Genomic DNA, 24,533 nt, shown 5'->3' on the forward strand with positions numbered 1-24,533 from the left:
GTGCCGTGACGATCGATATCCCCCAGCCTGCTGCGGCTTCATCCGCCCCGGATTATCCCGAATGGAAGCACGCCACCCCGGACGGCAGATTTTCAGATTGGCTCAAGGCATCGGTTGCTGAAAACTGGCATCGCGTCACGCATCATCCCTTCACGGATGCCTGGGGTCAGGCGGCAATCCCCAAACGCAATCTTGAAAACTATCTTATTCAGGATCATCGCTTTATCGACCGGTTTGTTGCCCTTCTGGCTGCTGCGGTGTCGCGCGCCCCGACATTGAAGGACCGCATTCCCGGCTGCCAGTTTCTGGCTCTTCTGACCGGGGCTGAAAACACCTATTTCGAGCGATGCTTTGTCGCACTTGGCGTTACCGATGAGGCCCGCGCAACACAGCCCGACTGGTCTGCCACCAGCGATTTCAAACAATTGATGGCCGATGCCGCCAACGGCACCAGCTATGCCGATATGCTGGCCGTACTTGCCGTGGCCGAAGGCACCTATCTTGGCTGGGCCGACCGGGTCAACCGGTCCCTGACAGAGCGCCCCAAGGATTTCTGGTATGCCGAATGGCTTGATCTTCATGTCGGTGCGTATTTCGAAAGTGTGGTTGGCTATCTGAATGATCAGCTTGATCAGGTTGGCCCCACCCTGTCGGCATCGGAACGCAACGCCTGCCTTTCGTTCTTTGCGCGGGCAACGGAACTTGAAGTCCGGTTCTTTGACACCGCGTGGGGATCAGCGCAATGATCACCATTCGCCGGTTTCGCGACGAAGATGCCGCGATAATGACCGACATATATGCCCGTGCGGTCGCCGAACTCGGCCCGAAATCATATGGCCCGGAACAGGTAGCGATCTGGGCCAGCCTGCAACCAAACCCCGACCAGTTCAAAAAACTGATGACCGACGGGCGTTACTGCCTGGTCGCCGTTGATCAGAATGATCGTGCGGTTGCCTTTGGCGATGTTGAACCCGATGGCCATATCGGATTTTTATATGCCAGCCCCGATGTGGCGGGAACCGGGGTGGTTGCCAGCCTTTATGGTGAACTTGAAAACGCCGCCAATGCGCAAAATATCGGCAAGCTCTATTCCGAGGCCAGCGAACTTGCCAAATCCTTCCTGCTTAAACAGGGATTTTCCGTGGTCGAGCGGCGCGACTTTGAAATCAATGGCGTTCCGATCCACAATTATGCCGTTGAAAAGCGCCTGCGCAAACCGGGCCAACCCGCATAAAAAAGGCTGCCAACGGTCCAACGCTGGCAGCCTTTTGAATTTGAGCCCGGTTTGATCAGTCCCGCAATCCGCGTTTGGCTGTCCCCAAAACACGATCGATGAACAAATCCGCCTGACCGACATAGTTTGCAGGATCACCGACCTGTGCCCAGTTTACCGGCGCGTCGGTCAATTTGGGCAATTCATCAAACAGGTTCGACCCGTTTGCCGATGATTTGGCAATGGCATCCTTGACCAGCTTGTCCGCGGCATCACGCCCGATATGGTCGGCAAGGGCAAAGGTCGCGGCTTCTGCCAGCATCGCCCCGCGCGACAATTGAAGGTTTTCGGCCATGCGCCCGGTATTGATTTTAAGGTCCGGCACCATATCAACCGCCTGCGCCAATGCCGTTCCCGCCGCCATAATGATCTGCGGCAAGGTCAGCCATTCCAGAAGCCAGCTTGACCCGCAACGTTCATGATCATGAAGCTGTGACTGGCTGAAGACGCCAAGTTGCCCGGCATTGAAGCGTGCCAGTGTCACAAGCATTTCGGCCTGCACCGGGTTGGATTTATGCGGCATGGTGGATGACCCACCGCCCTTGCCCGGCTGGACTTCGGCGATTTCCGATTGCGCCAGCAAAACAAGATCCTGACCCATTTTGCCAAGCGCGCCAGTTAACGCTGTTAACTGACTTGCGAAATCCACCAGAACATCACGCTGCGCATGCCAGGGCATGTCTGATGCCGGAAGATCAAGTTCTTCGGCCAGGTTGCTTTCGACATCGGCAGCCTTTGCCCCGATCGATGCCAGCGTTCCCGCCGCCCCGCCAAACGACAGCCGTAACAAATCCGCCGCCAAGCTGTCGATCCGCCGGTCGATCCTCACCAGCGGTGCCAGCCAACCGGCTGCCTTCAGGCCGAATGTTGTCGGAACAGCCTGTTGTGAACGGGTGCGCCCGATCATCACGGTCTTGCGATGCGTATCGGCATGGGCCGCAAGCGATCTGGCCAGTTTGCGAATGCGCCGACGGATGATGCCGATTGCATCGCGCAACCGCAATACCAGTGCGGTATCAACCACATCCTGACTGGTGGCACCGAAATGGGCGAACCGGGCATCTTCACCGCCAATCTCGGCCTTTAATGCCTTGACCAGGGCCGGGACCGGCACACCGGCACTTGCCGTTCCCGCCGCCAAAGACGCCGGGTCCGGATTGAAATCGCGGCAAACTTCGGCAATCCGTGCGGCACTTTCCCCTGGAATGACGCCTGCGCGGGCTTCTGCTGCGGCAAGGGCAGATTCAAACAGCAACATCGAGGCAATCTGTGCCCGGTCATCAAACAGGGCCGCAATTTCCGGATCGGAAAACAGCCCGCCAAGCAGGGCCGAGTCAAAAGGCGAAATCGTCATCAGGTCAAATCCACCATGGTAATCAGGTGCGAATTCATAGTGTCGCGCTGTGCAACGGGTTGGTCAACAACGCAAAAAGAAGCCCCTGCCCGTTCAGAAACATCTGAGCGCACAGGGGCGTCTTTCAACTCATGGGCAAATCGTTCCCGGGATCAGACTGCTTCAAGCGCAATCGCAATCCCCTGACCGACACCAATGCACATGGTCGCCAGTGCGTATTTGCCACCCGTGCGTTTCAGCTGAAGGGCCGCCGTACCGGCAATACGTGCACCCGACATGCCCAACGGATGACCAAGGGCAATCGCCCCGCCATTCGGGTTCACACGCGCGTCATCATCGGCAATGCCAAGATCACGAAGGGTCGCAAGACCCTGGGATGCGAATGCCTCGTTCAGTTCGATGACATCAAGCTGATCAGTGGTCCAGCCCAGACGTGCCAGAAGCTTTTTAGAGGCCGGTGCCGGGCCAAAACCCATGATACGGGGCGCAACACCCGCCGTCGCACCACCGACAACCTTGGCAATCGGTTTCAGGCCATATTTCTTGACCGCGGCTTCGGATGCCACGATCAGGGCAGCCGCCCCGTCATTGACGCCCGATGCGTTACCCGCGGTTACCGAACCGCCTTCGCGGAACGGGGTCGGCAATTTGGCAAGGGTTTCAACCGTGGTACCCGCACGCGGATGTTCATCGGTATCAACCACAACCAGATCGCCTTTGCGCTGGGGAATGGTCACCGGGGTGATTTCCTGGGCAAGGGTTCCGTTCTGCTGGGCAGCAACGGCCTTTTCCTGTGAACGCACGGCAAAGGCATCCTGATCCCCGCGCGAAATGTTGAAATCTTCGGCAACGTTTTCACCGGTTTCGGGCATGGAATCCACGCCGTACTGCTTTTTCATCACCGGATTGACGAACCGCCAGCCAATGGTGGTGTCATAGATTTCCGCATTGCGCGAAAACGCCGACGTTGCCTTGGGCATCACGAACGGTGCGCGTGACATGCTTTCAACGCCACCGGCAATCATCAGGTCAGCTTCGCCCGCCTTGATCGCGCGTGCAGCAATGATGATCGCATCCATGCCCGAACCGCACAAACGGTTGACCGTGGTTCCGGTCACGGTTTCGGGCAATCCGGCCAGAAGCGATGACATGCGTGCAACGTTGCGGTTGTCTTCACCTGCCTGGTTGGCACAGCCAAAGACCACATCGTCAACCGCACCAAAATCAAGATCGGGATTGCGTTCAACCAGTGCCTTGAGCGGCACCGCGCCAAGATCGTCGGCACGTACCTGTGACAGACTGCCACCAAAGCGGCCAATCGGGGTACGGATGTAATCGCAAATATATGCGTCAGCCATTTCTAAGATCCTTGTTATTACTCTTACTGCTGACCCGCATGGGCCTTGGCGGTACGAGCATGCAGTTCACGAAGAACCTGCAATTCTTTCTCGGACGGGATCGCAGTTTCGGCGACTTCGTCGGCAAACTCAACATCCCAACCGGTATTTTCGATGATTTCTTCGCGGGTTACGCCCGGATGGATCGACGTCACGATGAACTGTTTGCCGACCGGATGCGGTTCCATGATGCAAAGATCGGTAATCAGACGCGACGGGCCTTTGGTATCCACACCATAGGACGCGCGGTCATCACCGCCCTTGCCATGACCAAGCGACGTCACAAAATCGATCTTTTCAACAAAGCCGCGTTTGCTTTGTTTCATCACCAGGAAAACTTCACCACAGCTGGTTGCGATTTCCGGCGCACCGCCACCGCCCGGAAGACGGACTTTGGGGTTGTCGTAATCACCAATCACGGTGGTGTTGATGTTGCCATATTTATCAAGCTGGGCCGCACCAAGGAAACCAACCGAAATCTTGCCGCCCTGAAGCCAGTAGCGGAACATTTCGGGCACCGGAACCGTGTTCACAGCAGTTTCACACAGTTCGCCATCACCGATCGACAGCGGCAGAACGTCGGGCTTGGTGCCAATCGTGCCACTTTCATAAATCAGGGTGATGTCAGGTGCATGGGTCAGACGGGCCAGGTTACAGGCCGCAGACGGCATACCGATACCAACAAAGCACACATCGTCGTTTTTAAGCGCGCGTGCGGCGGATACCGTCATCATTTCAGTCGGGGTATATTCAACCATGATCTTTTCTCCGCTTAGCCTTTGTTTGCTTCACGCTTGGCCGCGAAATCTTCGGGACCGCCATTCATGACATGTTCTTCGATCCAGGCCAGGAAAGCCTCCCGGTCGCGGGCAATCGGATCCCATGCCTTGTAAAACGCGTTGTCGCGCTTGTAGTACCCCTGTGCATAGGACGGATGCGCCCCGCCCGGGATTTCAACAATCGCGGTAACCGCCCAGTTCGGCAGCATCACAGCGTTTGACGAGATATCGCCGAAATCATCGACGATCTCTTCGACCGTCACGATGGATTTCTTGGCAGCCAGAACGGCTTCTTTTTGCACACCAACGATGCCTTCAAACAGGACATCGCCCTTTTTGTTGGCTTTCTGGGCGTGAACAACCGTCACATCCGGTCGGATCGACGGAACCGCGGCCAGGCTTTCGCCGGTGAACGGGCATTTGATGAACTTGATGTTCGGGTTCACGCGCGGCAGTTCCGCACCACGATATCCCTTGAACACCGCACAGGGCAGACCGGCCGCACCGGCGTCATAGGCATTGGCCATCGCCGCGTGGGAATGTTCTTCGATCTCAAGCTTGTGCGGCCAGCTTTCCTGAACCGCTTCGCGCAGACGATGCAGCGAACCAACACCCGGGTTACCGCCCCAGGAGAAGATCAGTTTTTTGGCACAGCCGGCACCGATCAGCTGATCATAGATCATATCGGGCGTCATGCGGATCAGGGTCAGATCCTTGATCCCCTGACGGATGATCTCGTGCCCGGCAGCATGCGGGATAAGATGGGTGAAGCCTTCCATCGAAATGGTGTCGCCATCCTTAACGCAGGACGCGACAGCCTCTTTAAGCGACATGAAACGTGCAACCACGGTAAAACTCCTGTGGTATCAAACCAAAACAGAACAAAACAAATTCGGGGCAACTGCCCCGCATCATGCGGGAAATCGGATCGATGGCTGCGACCGCCGGCTTTCCCCAAAGCAGCGGACGCAGCCATCGGACCAGATCGGCCTACACGTCGAAGAACACGGTTTCCGCGTCCCCCTGCATGTGGATGTCGATCCGGTATTCGATCCCGCTTGGGGTTTCGACACGCTTGGCGATCAAGGTGTCGCGACGATCTGCCGGAACCGATTGCAGGACGGTGTCCGTGGCATTCAGCTCAGCTTCGTCGTCGAAGTAAAAACGGGTAAAGGCGTGAACAAGCATGCCGCGCATAAACACGATCACATTGACAAACGGGGCCTGGGCATCGGCAACGACGCCCGGCTTGACCGTATCAAACCAGAAACGGTTTTTGGCATCCGTGCCCGTGCCGCACCGGCCAAGGCCACGGAAACCGGCATCAGCAACATCGACCGGCTTTTCGCTGTAAACGCCATCGGCATCGGCCTGCCAGATTTCGATCATCGCGTCATTGACCGGATTGCCTTCGGCATCGAACACAGTGCCGGTGATGCGGATATGTTCACCCTTGGCATCCGGACCGGCAACAACCGGGTCGGCGATATCGGTAAAATCATAGCCATACTGACCTGCTGTCAGGCCATAGGCGAAATACGGACCAACCGTCTGTGAAGGGGTTTCACCATATGCCATGACTTAATTCTCCATCGGGGTGCCGTTGCGTCCGCGCAGGACAATGTCAAACTGATAACCCAGCGCAAAGCTTTCCTCGGTCTTGTCGATCGAGAATTTGGCAATCAGACGTTCGCGTGCGACCGGGTCTTCGGTGCCCAGGAAAATCGGATCAAGTTCAAGCAGCGGATCACCCGGGAAATACATCTGGGTTACAAGGCGGGTGGCAAAGCCCGGACCAAACAGCGACAGGTGAATATGGTTCGGACGCCAGGCATTGAAATGGTTGCCCCACGGATAGGCCCCCGGCTTGATGGTATAGAATTTGTAATTTCCGTTTTCATCGGTCATGCAGCGTCCCGAACCGCGGAAATTCGGATCAAGCGGCGCTTCGTGCTGATCAACCTTGTGCACGTAACGGCCTGCCGCGTTCGCCTGCCAGATTTCGACAAGAATGTTCGGCTGCGGGCGACCATCGGTATCCATGACACGGCCATGCACCACAATGCGTTCACCAAGCGGTTCGCCGTTGGTGATCCCGTTTTTGGTCAGATCGAAATCAAGTGCACGCACACTGGCCGGGGCAAAACGCGGCCCGGTGCCTTCGGTCAGGCCGGACTTGATCGCCAGCGGCGGGCGCGACGGGCCACGCAGAATGGTGGATTTGTAGCCCGGAGCAATGAACGGGGCGTGGGATCCCCAGTCACGCGGTTTGAAAACGGACATTTAACTTACTCTCCCTTGGATGCCGCGTCGATCTCGGCATAGGCTTGTTTGGCGATGCGGAATGCCGTATTGGCGGCGGGAACGCCGGCATAGACCGCAACATGCATCAGGGTTTCACGGATATCATCGCGTGTCGCCCCGGTATTCAGGGTCGCCCGGATATGCATGGCGAGTTCTTCTTCGTGACCAAGCCCTGCAAGAAGGGCGATGGTAACGATGGACCGTTCGCGTTTGGTGAATGTGTCGCTGGTCCAGACACCATTCCAGACATTTTCAGTGATATAGCGCTGAAAACCTTCATCAATTTCGGTGATGTTTTTTGACGCACGATCCACATGCGCATCGCCCAGAACGGAACGGCGGGTTTTCATGCCAATGTCATACCGGCTCTCAGACAAGGTTCTTCTCCTTGGTAAATCGGTCGATCAACCGGGTCAGCAATTCCGGGGTTTCGATGCAGGGCAAATGCCCGACCCCGTCAATCAATTCAAATTCGGCATTCGGGATCATGGTCGCCATTTCGCGCACCACATCGGGCGGTGTCGCCAGGTCATCCGATCCACAGATACATAAGGTCGGAACCGCAATTTTGCCCGCCGCTTCGCGCAAATCACCATCGCGCAGCGCCACACAGGTGCCGATATAGCCGGCCTCTGTCGTGCGCACGAGCATGTCGCGATACATCGCGGTTTCAAGCGGACGGTCCTTGCGGAACGTCGGCGACAACCAGCGTTCCATGATCGCATCGCCCAGAACATCAATCCCGTCGGCCTTGATGGCTTCGATCCGGGTATTCCAGCCGTTATAATCACCAAGCTTGGGGGCGGTATCACAAAGGATCAGGCCGCGCACGCGTTCGGGCTGCAATTGCGTGACTTTCTGGGCAATCAGTCCGCCAACCGACAGACCGCAAATAATCACCTTGCCAAGACCAAGATGATCAAGCAGCCCTATCAGGTCATTGGCATGCAGCGCGATGTCATATGGCGCATCACCGATGCCTGACAATCCATGGCCGCGCTTGTCATAGGTCACAATATTGAAGCGGTCAGACAGTGCCGCAACAACATCATCCCAGATGCGCAGATCGGTCCCAAGCGAGTTCGAAAACACCAGCACAGGCGCGTCTTTCGGCCCGGACTGGCTATAATGGATATGTGTCCCGTTGATCGGGGCGACTTGTAGACTCATGTCGTTTCCACCCTGCTTATTTGCGCACAATTTCGCAGATGGTTTTGGTTATGTAAAATGATGAATTGCGTATTTTGCATAACTATATAATTATGCATTGTGTTCTGATTACTTTATTCTACAACGACGCGACGTAGGCACACATGCTTGATCAACGCATTAAATTCCGTCATCTGACCTGTTTTCTGGAAGTCGCGCGTCAGCGCAGCGTTGTCAAGGCCGCCGACACCCTGTCCATCACCCAGCCCGCCGTTTCCAAGACCATCCGCGAACTTGAAGAACATCTTGATGCGCGGCTGTTTGACCGATCCAAACGCGGCGTGACCCTGACCGATTTCGGCAAGGTTTTCCTGCGATATGCCGGGGCCAGCGTCACCGCCCTTCGCCAGGGTGTCGACAGCATCAGCCAGGTCCGCATGCAGGGCGGTCTTTCGATCAATCTTGGTGTATTGCCGACCGTTGCCGCCAGCGTCATGCCCAATGCCATCCGCCGGTTCAAATCCCTTAGTCCCGACACAACGGTCAAGGTGGTTGCCGGTCCGAACGTGATGCTGATGGGGCAATTGCGCGTTGGTGAGCTTGATCTTGTGGTCGGGCGGCTGGCCGAACCCGATCAAATGTCGGGCCTGTCATTCATACATTTATATTCGGAACATATTTCGCTGGTGGCGCGTCCGGGGCATCCGTTGCTGACCGATGAAAATCCCGACATTACGCGTATCCGCGAATTCACCGTTCTGGTGCCGCCCAAACATGCGATCATTCATCCGACGGTCGACAAAATGCTGATTGCCCACGGCATCGGCGCCCTTCCCGACCGGATCGAAACGGTTTCAACATCGTTCGGGCGTGCCTTTACGCGCGAGACCGATGCGATCTGGATCATCTCGAACGGGGCTGTTGCATCTGACATCGCCGAGGGCCATCTTGTTGAATTACCGATAGATACCAGTGACACTTTTGGACCCGTCGGGTTGACGACCCGGATTGACTCGCCGATTTCACCGCCTGTCGAGATGCTGATCAATGCTGTGCGCGAAGAAGCGGCACTGCATCACGCAACCCATTCAGGCCTTAATACATAATCGTTTGGTTATGCAAATGTGCGGACATATCATTATACATAACCATCACGTGCCCATTAGATTGGTTCCAATTCGGTATGGCAGAATTGCACCAAACGCAGGCCATTCCAAAAATAATAATAAAAACAACAACCAAGTATCTTGGAAAACTTCGCACGCTAGATGCGCATCATGGCTGAAACGTTTGTCGGCGTCATGACCGCGACAAGACGTTCAAAGGAGGAAGAATGAAACACATCACCAAATTGCTTGCGGGTGCAGCTGTTGCGACCATGGTGTCGTTCGGCGCACACGCACAGGAAGTCACGCTTACGATCCACCATTTCCTGGGTCCGAAGGCACCGGCACAGTCCAAAATGATTGAGCCGTGGGCAAAGAAAATCGAAGAAGAATCAAACGGCCGTATCAAGTTTGAAATCTTCCCGTCCATGTCGCTTGGCGGCAACCCGCCGGAATTGTACCGTCAGGTTCGTGACGGCGTTGCAGACATCGTCTGGACGCTTCCGGGTTACACCCCGGGCGTATTCCCGCGCATCGAAGTTTTCGAACTGCCGGGCGTGCATCTTGGTGACGCGCGCGCAACCAACCTTGCGATGTGGGATCTTAAGGACGAATTCGCCGAAGACCTTAAAGACATCCACCCGCTGGCGGTTCACGTCCATGCCGGTCAGGCCATCCATCTGACGGAAAAGGAAGTCCGCACTGTTGATGACGTCAAAGGTCTGAAACTGCGTACCCCGACCCGTACCGGTTCCTGGGTTATTGAATCCTGGGGCGCAGAGCCGGTTGGCATGCCGGTCCCGGCCCTGCCGCAGGCACTGTCGCTTGGCGTGGTCGATGGCGGTCTGGTTCCGTTCGAAGTTGTTCCGCCGCTTAAACTGGCTGAACTGATTTCCTATTCTGTTGAAGGCGAAGGCGTGAATTCGCGCTTTGGCACCTCGACCTTCCTGTTTGCAATGAACAAAGATCGTTACGAAAGCCTTCCGGATGATCTCAAGGAAATCATCGATCGCAACTCCGGCCGCGACTTCGCAGCCGAAATTGGCGATGTCTTCAACAATGTTGAAGAAGTCGGCAAGAAAATGATCAACGAAGGCAAGGGTCAGGTTGTCAAACTGACCGCCGCTGAAAAAGCGACCTTCGATGATGCCGCTGCCTCGGTCGTTGATCGCTGGATCGAAGAATCCAAGTCCAACGGCATCGACGGCGCGAAACTCGTCGAAGACGCAAAAGCAGCCGTTCTGGCCCATACCAAGTAACGATATCAAGTTACTGGAAAATCTTGTGGGGTCACGTATCATACCGATGCGTGACCCTGTTTTTCCCGCTAGATTGCCCTCTAGATTGTAAGACATATGAAAAACGTGCTCTACAAGGCTGCATCATGGTTCGCCGTTATCGGTGGCCTGCTTGCCCTGCTGATTGCCGTTGTAACGATTGTCAACGTTACCGCCTTTGGTCTGGACAAGATCGCCCGGCTGTTTGACGCCAACTTTCCGGCCATCATCGGCTATGAAGATTTCGTCAGCATGATTGTCAGCTCGGCTGCCCTGATGTTCTTCCCCTACTGCCAGGCACATCGCGGTCACGTTGCCGTTGATGTGTTCATCAAAATGTTCCCGGACGGGTTTGCCCGCGTAATTGACGTGGTTTCAAGCATTCTCATGACCGGACTGGCGCTGTTCCTTGGTTATATGATGGTCAATGGCCTGATCGAGGTTCGTGGCGACAATACCCTTTCGGCAATTCTTGGCTGGACCATCTGGCCGTTCTATGTCCCGGGCATCATTTCGATGTTCCTGTGGGCGGCCATTGCCGGAAGTCAGATTTTCGAAAGAGAGGCCGATGTCTGAGCGCGAATTGATCGGCCTTGGTGGCCTTGCTGTTCTCTTTTTCGTTCTGGCTTTGCGTGTTCCCGTCGGCCTTGCCATGGTTGGCGTTGGCATTGGCGGCAACTATGTGCTGAGCCTGTTTTTCCCGTTCCTGCGTTTCGACCCCTATCTTCAGCAGTTCAAATCGCTGCTGTACGGGATTGTGTCGAACTATGAATTGTCGGTCGTTCCGCTGTTTGTTCTGATGGGATATCTGGCAAGTCAGGCCAATCTGTCACGCGACCTGTTCCAGGGGGTGAATGCCATTCTGGGCCGGTTCCGTGGTGGTGTTGCCATGGCAGCCATTGGTGCCTGTGCCGGCTTTGGTGCGGTATGCGGATCATCGCTTGCCACCGCATCGACCATGGGCAAGGTTGCCCTTCCGGAACTTGATCGTCTGAAATATTCGCCGCGGCTGGCAACCGGTACGCTGGCAGCTGGCGGAACGCTTGGCATTCTGATCCCGCCATCGGTCGCATTGGTGATTTATGCCGTCACGGTCGAAGCATCGATCATTCAGATGTTCCAGGCCGCGATCATTCCGGGTTTGATTGCCGTTGTGTTCTTTATGGCCGTGATCGCTATTCAGGTCCGCCTGAACCCGTCGCTGGCCCCGAAACCCGAACCGATGCCGCCCGCCGAACGCAAGGAAGCGTTGCTGCGTCTGATCCCGGTAATGGTGATTTTCGGATCCATCATTCTGGGTCTTGGTGCCGGTCTGTTCACGCCGACCCCGGCCGCCGGTGTGGGTGTGTTCGCGATCCTGGTTTACGGCGCCTATATGCGCTGGAAAGGCAAAGGCGGCCTGTCATGGGAAGGCCTGCGCCAATCGCTTAAGGATACGGCGATCACGTCTTCGATGATTTTCTTCATCCTGCTGGGTGCGGAAATCCTCAAGGGCTTTTTCAGCCGTGCCAACCTTCCGGCCTATATGGCAGAAGCAGCCGCAACCAGTGGTCTTGACCCGTGGCTGATCATGGTTCTGATGCTGATGGCGCTGATCTTGCTTGGCTGCTTTATGGAAAGTCTTTCCATGATCGTGGTTGTGATCCCGTTCTTCTGGCCTGCCCTTGTTGATATCAATGGTGGCGACTGGGCAACGGCGGCGACCGCGGCCTATGGCATGGGGACCGAGGACCTTAAAATCTGGTTCGGTATTCTCGCACTCATTGTCGTGGAGCTGGGGTTGATAACCCCGCCGGTCGGACTGAACGTCTTTATCATCAACGCGCTGGCCAAGGGTGTCCCGATGAGCCAGACCTTCCGCGGGGTGATGCCGTTCTTCGGGGCCGAGATCATTCGTATTCTGCTTTTGATCTTTGTGCCGGTCCTGACATTGTTCGTCCCCTCGATACTGGGCTGATAGCCGAAACAAAGCTGATCATAAAAGCCCGTCACTCCCCTGTGACGGGCTTTTCTTTTGGGTATTTTGGTCCCTTTTGGTCCTGTCTGAAACCGGATAGACTTCATCCAAGCCCGATCAAACCCGTCTGGAACTCCATCAGGATCCCCATGCGCAACAGCATTCCGATTTACAAACTGTATGGCGAACGCGACGCCCATCGCGCACAATCGCCAATCGACGCGTTTGACCGGGATGTGTCCGATGGTTTCGCCGATGATTTTCCCGATGGCGCGGAAACCAGCGAACAGCAACCGATCACCGAACCGGAATTCTTTCACCTTGAAAGCATCCCGGAACGATCGCGTCTGCATGATTTGCACATCAAGCCGCACCGTCATACCAACCTGTTTCAGTTGCTTTACATCACCCGGGGCACAGCCGAAATCAGCTTTGATGACCAGAACCTGACCATGCAGGCCGGGCAGCTGATTACTGTCCCGCCGGGCACGGTGCATGGTTTCAAATTCAGTGATGATATTGATGGCTGGGTCATTTCCCTGACCGATAATCATCTTCAGGAAATTCTGGCCCCGGCCCCCAAATTGCTCGCCCGGCTTGATCAGGCGATCTGTGTTGATACCAATCTTGACCCCGATCAGAGCCAGCCATCCGGGCCGGTTGATTTCCTGATTTCACAGTTGGCGCGCGAATATTACAGCCACAATACCGGGCGTCTGTTTGCGCTTCGTCATATTCTGGGATTGCTGTTGCTTGATGTCGGGCGGATCGCGCCACAAGGTGATCCGGCCCATCTGTCGCGTCAAGAACAGAAAACCGCGAAATTTCGCAAATTCCAGATGCTGGTTGAACGGTTTTACAAACATCACAAACCGCTTGAATTCTATGCCCGCGAAATCGGCGTCACGACCACCCAGCTCAACCGCATTGCCAAGGATATCTATGGCATGACCGCAAGCGAGGTCTTGCAAAACCGCCTGATGCTGGAGGCCAAGCGCACCCTGATCTATACCGACATCGCGGTTCAACAAATCGCCGGCGAACTCGGCTTTCGCGATGCCGGATATTTTTCCCGTTTCTTTGCCAAAAAGGCCGGCATGCCGCCAGCCAGGTTCCGGGCCGATCACAGATAAAAAAAGCCGGACAATCGTTACAATTGCCCGGCTTTTCTGTGTTTTGTGAAGAACCTAGCGCCAGCCAAGCAACCAGCGATCCAGCCGCCCCAGCAGCCAGGATACGCACAATCCCAGCAGCGACAAAACCACCACACCGGCAATCAGCTGATCGGTTTGGTACAGGTTGCCTGCCGCAAGAATAAGTGCACCAATCCCGTATTGTGCCCCGATCATCTCGGCTGCGATCAGAAGGATAATCGCGATCGAGGATGAAATACGGAAACCCGACAGGATGGTTGGCAATGCGCCAGGCAGGATGATCTTGCGGATCACCGACCACATCGGCATGTCAAAGCTTTGCCCCATGCGGATCAGGTTACGCTGGACGTTATCGACCCCGCCAAAGGTGTTGATCACGGTCGGGAAAAACACGCCAAAGGCAATGGTGGCAAATTTTGACGGCTCGCCAATGCCAAACCAAATGATAAACAGCGGCAAAAGCGCGATTTTCGGGATCGGGAACAGGGCGGACACCAATGCCACACCGGGCGAACGCGCCCAGGTAAACATGCCGACCATAAACCCGACGATCAGGCCCGCAACCGTCCCCATCACCCAGCCGCCCACAAGACGCTGAAGCGATGCCGCCAGATGGCGCCAAAGATCACCCGACACAATCAATTGCCAAAGTGCCTGGGCCACCGCGACCGGGCTTGGCATTGCCAGTTCGGAAATAAATCCGGTGCTTGATCCCAATTGCCAAAGGGCAATCACCACCACAAAGCTTGCCCATGCGGCAACCGGATTGGCCTTGGGATTAAAGCCGGTGGCACGAAAACGGACCTTGTTATCAGCGCCATCAGAAGTGCTGTTTGCGACCTCATGCGACATTTTCAAGCTCCTTGTCCGCGGCAACCGCCTCATCCCGGATCAGGTTCCAAAGGGCCTGTTCATGGGCAACCAGTTCGGCCATACCCTCAGTGCGATCACTGATCGGGATATCGATGCTGTGGATTTCCTTGATCGTGCCCGGACGACGGCGCAGCGCCACCACCCGATGGGCCAGACGCACCGCCTCGTTCAGATTGTGGGTAACATAGACCGCGGTCATGCCGGTGCGCGCAAACAGATCAGAAAATTCATCAAGCAACAGAATGCGGGTCTGCGCATCAAGGGCCGATAACGGTTCATCCATCAACAGCACCGCCGGGCGCACCGCAAGGGCACGGGCAATGCCGACGCGTTGCTTCATGCCACCAGACAGCTGTTTGGGATAGGCATCGCGGAAATCCGACAGATTGGTTTGCGCCAGAACTTCTTCGATCCGGGCATCCCGTTCGGCTTTGGACAATGGATGGTCTTCAAGCACCAGACTGATATTGCCCGCAACCGTACGCCAGGGCAGCAATGCAAAATCCTGAAACACATATGTCAGCGGGTTAAGGCACCCGTCGGGTTTGGCCTGATCATCAATCAGGACGTCACCGGAACTGGGTTTGAGCATCCCGCCAATGATCGACAAAAGCGTTGATTTCCCGCAGCCCGAAGGCCCGATCAGGGCAACAACCTCGCCCGGTTCAATCGTCAGATCAATGTCGCGCAATGCTTCGACCTGATCATAGCGATGGCTGACATTTTTGATGGTAAGCCGCATGGCCAACTCTTTGGATAATTAACATTCGTGGTGGCAGTTCGGGAAGACAGGCGTCCCAAAGACAACCGGGCCGAACGCAACAGTTTCGGCCCGGTTTGAAATCACATCCGCTTACTGGCCAAGCGGCGCGATGAAGCTGGTATCGATGAAGGTATCGGGATCGGCACTTTCGGAAACATAGCCGCGCTCCTGATACCATTTGACCTGTGCCTTGACGTCTTCGACATCAAGCTTGCCTTCCTCGGTGATAAACATCGCGCCATTGCGGATTTTCGGATAGGCCTTCTCGGCCGGGTCATCGGCATAGACATATTTGTGAACGATTTCGAGGATTTCGTTCGTGGTATCGCTTTCAATCAACTTGCCATCCGCATCGGTCGCCAGAAGACCCGCACGGTAATCAGCCACACCTTTCTGATAGGCGCGCACGAATTTTTCGACCACGTCACGGCGTTCTTCGACATTTTTGGTCGACGTGAAAAGACCACCAACCTGATAAGGCACATAATCCTTCACCCAGCCGATGATATGGGCCGCACCGGCATTTGCCAGCGGCTTGGCGATGTGCGGTACGATGATCATGCTGTCGACCTGCCCGCTTTTAAGCGCACCGATCATGTTCGGAACCGATTGCAGCGGCTTCAGCTCCATACTGTCGATATCAACGCCGGCCTTTTCCGCAACATTGCCGATCATGTAATGGAAGCTTGACCCAACCTGCGACAGGGCAAAGCTGTGCCCGCCCAGCTTGTCAACCGACGTCAAACCGGCTTCATAGGCGGCATTGGATGCAAGGATCGCCGACCCGTCATAGCCCGGATCTTCATGAAGCTGTGCGCCAATCACCTTAAGCGCGCCTTTGCCCGCCAGGTTAAAGAACCCGCCGGTGAAGGCCGTAACGCCAAAATCGGCATCGCCCGATGCAATCGCAACGGCAACCGGCTGTGCAGCGCGGAAGAACGTGATTTCCGCATCAAGCCCCTCGTCCGCGAAATAGCCCTTTTCCTTGGCGATGAACAACGGCGAGCTTGAAACAAAGGTCAGTGCCGCAATGTTGATTTTCTCGGCCGCCTGCGCAGCCCCCTGCCCGAATGACACCGCGCCAAATGCAATGGCGCCAAGTGCGGTCGCCAGCATGGAACGACGGGTAATCGCGCCGATCCCCTTCACCAGATCGTAAGAACGCATGTTTCCTCCTGTTGGTCGTCTTTTGGTTTGTTTGCCTCTTCTGATTTTTTGTTATCCGAAATGCCAACAAATTGCCAATGTTTGGCGCAAACCGCAACAAAAAGGGTCGAATTCACCCAACAACCCGCCATTCATGAAATGATATTTCATCATCACCTGATACAGGCGAGAAATCCCTGCGACCGCATCCCCATATGCGGTTGAGAATGCTCGATACTTGCCAATCTCCCGTACCCTTGCTTTTTGCACTCGCCCCGATGGGTGCCCGCCTGTACGGGCGTGACGTATCGGGTTAAGCCCCGCCCTTCGTGGCTCCTGGGAAGGCGCGGGCCTCTCACCACCAGCACCACAGGATCATCAGCACAAATTGCCAATTCCCGCCAAAGAAGCTAAAACCGCCCAACAGAACCGCATCGCATCACAAGGCCGATCATGACCACAGCCAGCACCCCCGTAAAACCAGCCCCGAATGGCAAAACCGCCATGGTGATCGGTGCCGGTCCGGCTGGCCTGATGGCCGCAGAACGGTTTGCGGGTGACGGTTATGCGGTAACGATCTATGAAGGCATGCCAAGTGCCGGGCGCAAATTCCTGATGGCGGGGAAATCAGGGCTTAACATCACCCATGGCGAGGATCTGGAAACCTTCCTGACCCGCTATGGCGCATCGCGCGCCCGCCTTGAACCGCATTTGCGCAAATTCGGCCCCGCCCAAATCCGCGACTGGTGCGCGGGGCTTGGTATTGAAACCTTTGTCGGCTCATCTGGCCGGGTCTTTCCGACCGCGATGAAGGCAAGCCCGCTTTTGCGTGCCTGGTTGCGACGCCTTGATGGTTTGGGCTGCGTGATCCATTACCGCCATTATTGGACCGGCTGGAACGCTGCCGGTCAGGCGGTTTTCAAAACGCCCGATGGCGACGTGACGGCAGATGCCGATATCACCATCCTCGCCCTTGGTGGTGGAAGCTGGAAACGGTTGGGATCGGACGGCAAATGGATGGAAATCCTGATGAATGCCGGGATCAAATGCAACCCGTTCAAACCGGCCAATTGCGGCTTTGACATCGACTGGACGGATCATCTGATCGACAAATGTGCGGGATCACCGGTCAAGGCCGTGACGCTGACCTGCGGCCCCCAGACCGTGCGCGGCGAGTTCGTGATTTCCAAAACCGGGATTGAAGGCAGTGCGGTTTACGCCATATCCGCCACGCTTCGCGATCAATGGCTTGAAACCGGGGTCGGCACCCTCACCCTTGACCTCTGCCCCGACCGCACACTTGATGACGTCACCCAACGCCTGTCAAAGCCACGCGGCAAAAACTCGCTTGGCAATCACCTGCGCAAGACACTCGGCCTTGACGCCACCAAAACAGCACTCATTTTCGAAGTCACCCCGCGCGAAACCCTGAACGAACCGGCCAAACTGGCCACCGCGATCAAGAACCTCCCCCTCAAAATCAAAAAGCCCCGCCCAATCGACGAGGCCATCAGCACCGCCGGCGGTGTCGCTTGGGAAGAACTCGATGACAACTTCCAACTCATCAAACGCCCCGGCACCTATTGCCTCGGCGAAATGATTGATTGGGAGGCACCTACAGGTGGGTATTTGTTGAGTGGGTGTTTTATGAAATTTAATGCAGCGGTATAAAGCGAATGCAAACATTGTAACTCATCGATTGCATACTTCTTCGCTCTTCGCTGAATGACGCTTTACTGAAAAACGGAATATCGAAGAGACCATTGGCTCTAGGCCTATCCGCTATCCAATATTCCACTGTCCAGTCGTTCAAATTGTTATCAAAGGAGTTGCGAAGTTCGTCCGCCTGCTCTTGAGAATATTGGCTTCCAACATATTCAGCCATTTTCTCCCTTACTAACGGGTAACATTTTATGTTCCGTGCAGAATTTGAGCCTTGTTTGAAAAAGTGGCTCAACACACTGGATCTACGAGAGTTTTTCTTAACATGAATCAGTCTCTTATTCTGCAGGTCAAGCAAGTCACAAACTTCAAAACCTGAGTTTGGTACATCTGGAACTTTTATCATCACAGTATCGAATACCAAGTATCCCAATGCTTTGCCTACTGAACGGTTGTACTGCCCCTCAGATTCATATACTCCGTCTCCATTCTCTTGAAACTGCTTAGCAAGCGGTCGTGGTTTAGGAAAACCGTCCCATTCAGCACACGATTGTTCAAATGAATTGATGACAGTATCTCTAAAAGCTTGGTCAATCCTGTACCATTCTCCTTCGTTAAGCGCGTACAAACCGTCCCCATGAACTAACGTACCCACTAAAGATTGTCGCGCAGACCAAGTCCGATCTGGGCGATCGGCTTCTTGAAAAGAAGCAATCACCTTGTGCTTTTTTAGGGTATCGGGGGTGATCTCTTCGATTTTTTCACCTAGAGCGTTTAGATAATCAGTTAGATTAAGATCAGGAAAACCTCCTCGCAATCCGGGTCCCTGAAAACTATACATTACCGACTCATCAGCCAAAGCGACTGGAAGACCAAATTCGAAGTCTTCGTGGCCTTCCTTAATTCGTTCCAATGCCAGCAAATCTAATTTATCAACCAAAGCCCGATCTCTAATCGGCCGAATTACATCCAACGCTACAAAGCTAGTGTCTTTATAAAACTCCGATGTGAATAGGCCCAAAGCCTCACTTGCTAACTCTGGAAGATTTTCAAGATCGAAATCACCTGTGATCTTGAGAGATTGCGCACCAAGCATAGTTTCTGCAGTGCTATCTTCCTGCGCATCTCCACCAACTCGTCGAACAAGATTAAGCGCTGCTTCTAACCCAAAAGAACTCAAATCTCTTTTAAAAGGCGACAGTTCTACACCCCGAATTGCATCACTCAAGTTTGCCCTTTCTATTTGTTGCAGCCTTTTGTCATCCAACGCATTAATTGCAGCACGTAAACCGAAGTCAGCTTCTAGTCGACGATCATTCAAATACATCCAGCCGAAAGCAAATGGACAAGCAAAGATCCTTCTTTCTTTTCTGAACATCAGGATTGCGCTGGTGGACTTAGTTCCCACCTTGAAGGCTAAATCAAAGTGCCGTTCAAGCCTCCTGTACCAAAGGGGGACTTGCTCATCGCCGGAAAATACAAACAAGCGCCCTCCATCCCCAAATTCCGGTAAGTTGTGAACGAACAACCCGCGTCGTCCGAGTTTTTCCCTAGCGCTATCGGTTAAAATTTCCTCGAAGTGCTCTTGGCCCTCTTTCGCCAAGTAAATTGTGAAAGTTACTTTCGCCATCACACACCTCAAAATTGAGATATAAGAAATATAACACCAATAGTTGAATTAACATTCAGTTATATTCAGTGTAAACACTAACTATTAGTGACAATGCACCGTCCCGGCCTTGCGATCCATGTGGCAACACTGACCGGGCGGGGAGCTTTTGCGGCAGCCGCCGCCATGTTCGATCTGTTGATCAACGATTGTCGGTTCTGATCCGGCTTGTACTGGCGCGGGGTGTGCGCCAAGCGCAATCATTGCTGTGATGGCGAGCATCATTGCGGTTTTCATATTCTGTCCTCCCTGTTCATTTCCTTGATGTTACGCCCCAATGGCGCGGATCGAAACTACCCGGAAGTGCAGGCCTCAAAATATAGTTGACACAATCAACCATCTTCATGTAGTTGATATAGTCAACCAATTAAGTTTGCGGATGCAGAAGCCTTTCGCCCCCATTCCCCGGCTTCTGTGTCCGCCCCGCACCCCTCGCGTGTCACCGAATTGCGCAGTGCTTTGTCGTCCGATCGGGACGAGCCGTTCTGCGTTGCCACGAAGACTGAAAGTGAAATCGCCCCATGAAGATTTCGACCACCATTTACCCGGATGGATTGCCAAGCCCGCGGGCCGGATTTGCCGCAATGGCGGTGTTGCTGACCATCATGATGGCCGTGCTTGACGGCACGATCATGAATGTCGCCCTTCCGATCATTGCGCAGGATCAGGGCGTTTCGCCCGCCCATGCCATCTGGGTTGTCACCGCCTATCAGCTGGCAATTGTTGTATCGTTATTGCCGTTGGCTGCCCTTGGCGAGGCCATCGGGTTTCGCAAGGTTTATCTGAGCGGTATTGTGATTTTCGGGATTGCATCATTCCTGTGTGCCATGGCCCCGAATATCGAGTTTCTGACTGCTGCGCGCGTGTTGCAGGGTCTTGGTGGTGCAGCATTGATGAGCATTAATGGTGCAGTCATGCGCCATATCTTTCCGCAGGCCAAGCTGGGCCGTGCCATTGGCTGGATCGCCATGACGGTATCGGTGTCGGCCGCAGGCGGCCCGACCATCGCATCGGCCATTCTGGCGGTTGCAAGCTGGCATTGGCTGTTTTTGATCAATGTGCCGATTTCGATCCTGGCGATCATTGTCGGTTATTTCACCCTGCCCTTTAACGCGCCAAGCCGCACCCGGTTTGATTTCATCAGTGCGTTTTTGAATGTGCTGACCTTTGGCGGATTGATTTCGGCCCTTGGCAATGTCGGCACCGAAAGTGATCCGGCCCTGATTGGCGCGCAATTTGCCATGGCTGTCATTGCCGGTGCGTTTCTGGTGCGGCGTCAATTGTCCAAGGACCGGCCGATGTTGCCGCTTGATCTGTTGAAGCTGCCGGTTTTTGCCTGTTCCATCGGATCATCGATTTGCGGTTTCTGTGCGCAGATGATTGCGTTCGTTACCCTGCCATTCTATTTCCATGACGTGCTGGGTTATAGCGCGACCGTCACCGGACTTTTGATGACGCCATGGCCGCTTGCCACTGCGGTTGCCGCCCCGGTTGCTGGACGGCTGGCCGATAAATATTCGCCGATCCGTCTGACCGGGCTTGGCATGATGGTGTTTGCGATCGGGCTATATGCCATTACCTTTGTACCGGAAGGCGGGAGCTACGCCGGGATTATCGGCGCACTTGCTCTGTGCGGGGTCGGGTTCGGGCTGTTTCAGGCGCCCAATAATCGCCTGATGCTGACATCGGCACCGCGTGATCGTTCCGGCGGGGCCAGTGGCATGTTATCGACCGCGCGCCTGACCGGGCAATCGGTGGGTGCGGCACTGGCCGCGATCCTGATTGGCACCGGCGGCGGGTTTGAGCTTGATACCATCATGATGGTGGCAAGTGGTGCGGCCCTGGCATCGGCCCTGATTTGCGAAGGGCGTCGCCATGCCCTTCGCACCGGCCTGATTGCCGCGAATGTGTGATAAAGCGAGAAAGATCATGATCGAACAGGATCAGGCACAAGACCAGGCATCGGATAAGGCACATGTCCCGGGTGAAACCCTGCATCGGCTTGTTCATGCCTATAAACGCAGCCTGATGAATGCGATGGTCGATGCCGATATGCCGATGCCGATTTCGCACAAACGCGTGATGAAATGGATCATCCGCATTCCGGGCATCACCGCCCAGCAAATGGCCGAAAAATCCGGTCAGGACAAAGGCCGCATCACGCGGCTTTTGAAAGAACTTGAAAATGACGGGCTGATTGAACGCCGCCCGCACCCGATCGATCGACGCAGCCAGACACTGCATTTGACAGCCGCAGGCGAGACCCGCATGGAAGCATTCCGCACGGTCGAGCAAGATGTCAGAACCCGAATGACACGCGGTCTTACCCCCCAACAAATCAGGGATTTTGTCGAAATCGCCAATCTTATGGCTGATAACCTTGATCCCTGCGGATAGGACATGGTGCAAAAAACAAAACGCACCAAAGGACTTAGGAGTTTCTCATGAACAGACCTGCCCCGCGCGATCTTGTCGTGATCGCAAAAAAGCAAGTCACCCCCAATATGCTGCGTGTTACCCTTGGCGGTGACGGCATGGCAAGCTTTCCCGAAGATCAGGAAAGCGCCTATGTCAAACTGATCTTTCCGATTGATGGCGATGACAAGGACCGGGTATTGCGCCGGACCTATACCGTGCGTCATGACCGCATGACCGATCAGGGCCGCGAGATCGATCTTGATTTCGTCATGCATGGCGATGGGTCAGATCACAATGACCATGGTGGCCCGGCATCGAACTGGGCGGTGAATTGCAAACCCGGCGATGTGATCACGGTCGGCGGCCCCGGCCCGAAAAAGCTGGTTGATCCGGATGCCGACTGGTTCCTGATTGTCGGGGATATGACCGCCCTTCCCGCGGTTTCGGTCAATCTCGAAACGCTGGGGGCTGATGCACGTGGCTATGCGGTGATCGAAGTACGCTCGGAAGCCGATATTCAGCCCCTTGCCAAGCCCGACAACATCACCATCGAATGGGTGATCAATCCGCGTCCGGGCGAAGTCAGCAACGCCCTTGTCGATGTGGTCAAAAAGCTTCCCTGGGGCGATGGACGCCCGTCAGTCTGGGCGGCATGTGAATTCACCGCGATGAAGGAATTGCGCAGCTACTTCCGCGAAGAACGCGGCCTTGGCAAGGATGATCTTTATATTTCAAGCTATTGGAAACTTGGCATGAATGAAGACAACCACAAGGTCATCAAATCCGAAGATGCCAAAACAGCGGCCTGATCGCCGCGATCCGACAGACAAAAAAAACGCCCCGGGAAACAAGGCCCGGGGCGTTTTTATTTTCCTGCAATAACAGGACCGATCACGGTGCCGGCGGCAGGTCTTCTTCAAGAATGACCAGATTAAGCGAATAGCTGACTTCGCCTTCGTCCTCGTCACGATGCACGACGCCGACGAACTCATCGCCAATACGCATCTCGATCGGATGGCCTTTTTTCTTCGGCGCATCAATCGCGATCTGGTTATTGTCAAAGGTGCGGCGCAGATAATCGGTAACGCGCGCGATTTCGGTCGGTGTCATAGGACTTGCCCCTTGTTCTTTCCAATCGGCTTTAATCTCTCAGATCACAGGATATCGCATAGACGCCTTGGCGTCTGCCCCATTTCCTGTCTCTGTGCGTAAAACTGGTGCACTGTCCTTTCACAAACTGCCCCCGGAAATCAAGCCCGCAGCATCAAAAAACCGCGATTTGACCGATTTTCTCCAAATGATATTGCGATGACGTTGCGATGATATTGCCGACGACATTGCAAATGACATTGCATTCGCCCCCCGCACCGTTTAATCCGGTTATATGCCCGAAATTGATCACACCACCGACCTTATGCCGTCTGCTGACGGTCCGTCGATCCCGCCACGCGATGAAGCATCGACCGGGAACGATACGGACCATGACGCCACCGCATCACCCGAACGCCCGATCCTTTACAGTTTCCGGCGCTGCCCCTATGCGATGCGGGCACGGATGTCGCTTCTGGCAGCGGAAATTGATGTTGAACTGCGCGAAGTGGTTCTGCGCGACAAGCCGCAAAGCATGATTGATGCATCGCCCAAGGCAACGGTGCCTGTCCTGATCCTTCCCGACGGGTCGGTGATTGATGAAAGCCTTGAAATCATGGTCTGGGCGCTTGCTGAAAACGATCCGCTCGATTGGCTAAGCCCCGAAAGCGGCACGCTTGAAGACATGCTGGCGCTGATTGCGCAAAATGACGGGCCGTTCAAGCATCATCTTGATCGTTACAAATACCATACCCGCTACGAGGATGCCGATCCCGCCGAACATCGCCGGGATGCGGAAAAGATCCTTAATCGTCTGGACGGGCGGCTTGCGGTTGGCAAATACCTGTTCGGGTCACGCCCGGCCCTGGCCGATTTTGCCATTGCACCGTTTATCCGCCAGTTCGCCAATACCGACCCGGATGCGTTTGAGGCCATGCCGTTTGTGCATGTGCAACGCTGGCTGGATGATTTTCTGGCCTCGTCCTTTTTTGAACGGGCCATGACCAAATATGATCAATGGCACGAAGGCGACAGCCCGGTCATTTTCAGGGCCGCCTGATCAAGCGCGCCCGGACTGAAGAACACTGGAAAACACCTGGAAACACCGAAAAACGCCGGGCAAAGGCAACCAAATCACCGATCACCCAAGGGTGGCAATCACG

26 protein-coding genes are annotated in these 24,533 nt (G+C 55.0%); 12 read left to right on the top strand and 14 right to left on the bottom strand.

The window, feature by feature from the left end:
• Window positions 1–5 precede the first annotated feature (5 nt).
• Together CU041_RS08145 and CU041_RS08150 are read left to right on the top strand one after the other, a co-directional pair.
• A complete protein-coding gene (locus tag CU041_RS08145; RefSeq protein ID WP_233433045.1) occupies window positions 6–746 on the top strand; it encodes a TenA family protein in 741 nt (246 codons plus the stop codon).
• A complete protein-coding gene (locus tag CU041_RS08150) occupies window positions 743–1,234 on the top strand; it encodes a GNAT family N-acetyltransferase (protein WP_101246368.1) in 492 nt (163 codons plus the stop codon). The genes CU041_RS08145 and CU041_RS08150 overlap by 4 nt, the downstream gene beginning before the upstream one ends.
• A 55-nt stretch (window positions 1,235–1,289) precedes the next feature.
• On the opposite strand, the gene CU041_RS08155 is transcribed toward CU041_RS08150, so the two are convergent.
• The 8 genes from CU041_RS08155 to pcaD all read right to left on the bottom strand — a co-directional run bounded on the left by CU041_RS08155 (window position 1,290) and on the right by pcaD (window position 8,277).
• A complete protein-coding gene (locus CU041_RS08155) occupies window positions 1,290–2,627 on the bottom strand; it encodes a 3-carboxy-cis,cis-muconate cycloisomerase (protein ID WP_101246369.1) in 1,338 nt (445 codons plus the stop codon).
• Between the two features lie 152 nt (window positions 2,628–2,779).
• A complete protein-coding gene (pcaF, locus tag CU041_RS08160; protein WP_101246370.1) occupies window positions 2,780–3,985 on the bottom strand; it encodes a 3-oxoadipyl-CoA thiolase in 1,206 nt (401 codons plus the stop codon).
• Between the two features lie 23 nt (window positions 3,986–4,008).
• Window positions 4,009–4,782, bottom strand: a complete 774-nt coding sequence (locus CU041_RS08165) for a CoA-transferase subunit beta (RefSeq protein WP_068517368.1) — start codon at window positions 4,780–4,782, stop codon at window positions 4,009–4,011.
• 14 nt (window positions 4,783–4,796) lie between these two features.
• On the bottom strand, window positions 4,797–5,651 hold the full coding sequence (locus CU041_RS08170; RefSeq protein WP_068517367.1) for a CoA transferase subunit A: 855 nt from the start codon (window positions 5,649–5,651) through the stop codon (window positions 4,797–4,799).
• 142 nt (window positions 5,652–5,793) lie between these two features.
• Window positions 5,794–6,381 (bottom strand): protocatechuate 3,4-dioxygenase subunit alpha, encoded by a 588-nt coding sequence (gene pcaG, locus CU041_RS08175; protein ID WP_068517366.1) that lies wholly within the window; start codon window positions 6,379–6,381, stop codon window positions 5,794–5,796.
• Window positions 6,382–6,384: 3 nt separating this feature from the next.
• The gene (gene pcaH / locus CU041_RS08180) at window positions 6,385–7,086 is read right to left on the bottom strand and encodes a protocatechuate 3,4-dioxygenase subunit beta (protein ID WP_068517365.1); all 702 of its coding nucleotides are present in this window, start codon (window positions 7,084–7,086) and stop codon (window positions 6,385–6,387) included.
• A 5-nt stretch (window positions 7,087–7,091) separates the two neighbouring features.
• A complete protein-coding gene (pcaC, locus tag CU041_RS08185) occupies window positions 7,092–7,484 on the bottom strand; it encodes a 4-carboxymuconolactone decarboxylase (protein WP_101246371.1) in 393 nt (130 codons plus the stop codon).
• Window positions 7,477–8,277 carry a 3-oxoadipate enol-lactonase gene (gene pcaD, locus CU041_RS08190; RefSeq protein WP_101246372.1) on the bottom strand — a complete coding sequence of 267 codons (801 nt, stop codon included), beginning with the start codon at window positions 8,275–8,277 and terminating at the stop codon, window positions 7,477–7,479. Before pcaD ends, pcaC begins: the two co-directional genes overlap by 8 nt.
• Before the next feature lie 143 nt (window positions 8,278–8,420).
• Between pcaD and pcaQ the strand changes: the two genes are divergently transcribed.
• From pcaQ to CU041_RS08215, 5 genes are all read left to right on the top strand, one after another.
• Window positions 8,421–9,362 carry a pca operon transcription factor PcaQ gene (gene pcaQ / locus CU041_RS08195; protein ID WP_068517362.1) on the top strand — a complete coding sequence of 314 codons (942 nt, stop codon included), beginning with the start codon at window positions 8,421–8,423 and terminating at the stop codon, window positions 9,360–9,362.
• A 227-nt stretch (window positions 9,363–9,589) separates the two neighbouring features.
• Window positions 9,590–10,621 carry a TRAP transporter substrate-binding protein gene (locus CU041_RS08200; protein ID WP_068517361.1) on the top strand — a complete coding sequence of 344 codons (1,032 nt, stop codon included), beginning with the start codon at window positions 9,590–9,592 and terminating at the stop codon, window positions 10,619–10,621.
• Between the two features lie 96 nt (window positions 10,622–10,717).
• Window positions 10,718–11,215, top strand: coding sequence for a TRAP transporter small permease (locus CU041_RS08205; RefSeq protein ID WP_068517360.1), 498 nt, complete (start codon window positions 10,718–10,720; stop codon window positions 11,213–11,215).
• Window positions 11,208–12,596, top strand: coding sequence for a TRAP transporter large permease (locus CU041_RS08210; protein WP_101246373.1), 1,389 nt, complete (start codon window positions 11,208–11,210; stop codon window positions 12,594–12,596). Before CU041_RS08205 ends, CU041_RS08210 begins: the two co-directional genes overlap by 8 nt.
• 149 nt (window positions 12,597–12,745) lie before the next feature.
• Window positions 12,746–13,729: a helix-turn-helix domain-containing protein gene (locus CU041_RS08215; RefSeq protein WP_101246374.1), complete on the top strand. Its 984-nt coding sequence runs from the start codon at window positions 12,746–12,748 to the stop codon at window positions 13,727–13,729.
• Between the two features lie 54 nt (window positions 13,730–13,783).
• Here CU041_RS08215 and CU041_RS08220 read toward each other — a convergent pair whose 3' ends face one another.
• From CU041_RS08220 to CU041_RS08230, 3 genes are all read right to left on the bottom strand, one after another.
• Window positions 13,784–14,602 carry an ABC transporter permease gene (locus tag CU041_RS08220; RefSeq protein ID WP_212733778.1) on the bottom strand — a complete coding sequence of 273 codons (819 nt, stop codon included), beginning with the start codon at window positions 14,600–14,602 and terminating at the stop codon, window positions 13,784–13,786.
• Complete coding sequence (locus CU041_RS08225) at window positions 14,592–15,365, bottom strand: ABC transporter ATP-binding protein (RefSeq protein ID WP_101246376.1); 774 nt, start codon at window positions 15,363–15,365, stop codon at window positions 14,592–14,594. Before CU041_RS08225 ends, CU041_RS08220 begins: the two co-directional genes overlap by 11 nt.
• A 111-nt stretch (window positions 15,366–15,476) precedes the next feature.
• Window positions 15,477–16,553: an ABC transporter substrate-binding protein gene (locus tag CU041_RS08230; protein WP_082817687.1), complete on the bottom strand. Its 1,077-nt coding sequence runs from the start codon at window positions 16,551–16,553 to the stop codon at window positions 15,477–15,479.
• A 432-nt stretch (window positions 16,554–16,985) separates the two neighbouring features.
• Between CU041_RS08230 and CU041_RS08235 the strand changes: the two genes are divergently transcribed.
• The gene (locus tag CU041_RS08235) at window positions 16,986–18,203 is read left to right on the top strand and encodes a TIGR03862 family flavoprotein (RefSeq protein WP_101246377.1); all 1,218 of its coding nucleotides are present in this window, start codon (window positions 16,986–16,988) and stop codon (window positions 18,201–18,203) included.
• Here CU041_RS08235 and CU041_RS08240 read toward each other — a convergent pair.
• Window positions 18,187–19,824 carry a DUF6119 family protein gene (locus CU041_RS08240; protein ID WP_101246378.1) on the bottom strand — a complete coding sequence of 546 codons (1,638 nt, stop codon included), beginning with the start codon at window positions 19,822–19,824 and terminating at the stop codon, window positions 18,187–18,189. The genes CU041_RS08235 and CU041_RS08240 overlap by 17 nt on opposite strands.
• A gap of 84 nt (window positions 19,825–19,908) precedes the next feature.
• Window positions 19,909–20,100, bottom strand: coding sequence for a hypothetical protein (locus CU041_RS08245; protein WP_068517353.1), 192 nt, complete (start codon window positions 20,098–20,100; stop codon window positions 19,909–19,911).
• Window positions 20,101–20,384: 284 nt separating this feature from the next.
• Here CU041_RS08245 and CU041_RS08250 point away from each other — a divergent pair, with 284 nt between their 5' ends.
• Genes CU041_RS08250 through CU041_RS08260 form a run of 3 tightly spaced genes read left to right on the top strand, consistent with a single transcriptional unit; the run spans window position 20,385 to window position 23,090 of the window.
• Entirely contained in the window at window positions 20,385–21,776 is a 1,392-nt protein-coding gene (locus CU041_RS08250) for an MFS transporter (RefSeq protein WP_101246379.1), read from the top strand.
• Window positions 21,777–21,792: 16 nt separating this feature from the next.
• A complete protein-coding gene (locus CU041_RS08255) occupies window positions 21,793–22,260 on the top strand; it encodes a MarR family winged helix-turn-helix transcriptional regulator (RefSeq protein WP_068517351.1) in 468 nt (155 codons plus the stop codon).
• Between the two features lie 47 nt (window positions 22,261–22,307).
• Complete coding sequence (locus CU041_RS08260; RefSeq protein ID WP_101246380.1) at window positions 22,308–23,090, top strand: siderophore-interacting protein; 783 nt, start codon at window positions 22,308–22,310, stop codon at window positions 23,088–23,090.
• 82 nt (window positions 23,091–23,172) lie between these two features.
• Here the strand turns inward: CU041_RS08260 and CU041_RS08265 are convergent, their stop codons facing one another.
• On the bottom strand, window positions 23,173–23,391 hold the full coding sequence (locus CU041_RS08265; protein ID WP_068517348.1) for a DUF3126 family protein: 219 nt from the start codon (window positions 23,389–23,391) through the stop codon (window positions 23,173–23,175).
• A 274-nt stretch (window positions 23,392–23,665) separates the two neighbouring features.
• Here CU041_RS08265 and CU041_RS08270 point away from each other — a divergent pair, with 274 nt between their 5' ends.
• On the top strand, window positions 23,666–24,430 hold the full coding sequence (locus CU041_RS08270) for a glutathione S-transferase (RefSeq protein ID WP_101246381.1): 765 nt from the start codon (window positions 23,666–23,668) through the stop codon (window positions 24,428–24,430).
• Window positions 24,431–24,533: the final 103 nt, after the last annotated feature.

It is taken from the genome of Thalassospira povalilytica (assembly GCF_002844235.1).
Classification (GTDB): Bacteria; Pseudomonadota; Alphaproteobacteria; order Rhodospirillales; family Thalassospiraceae; genus Thalassospira; species Thalassospira povalilytica.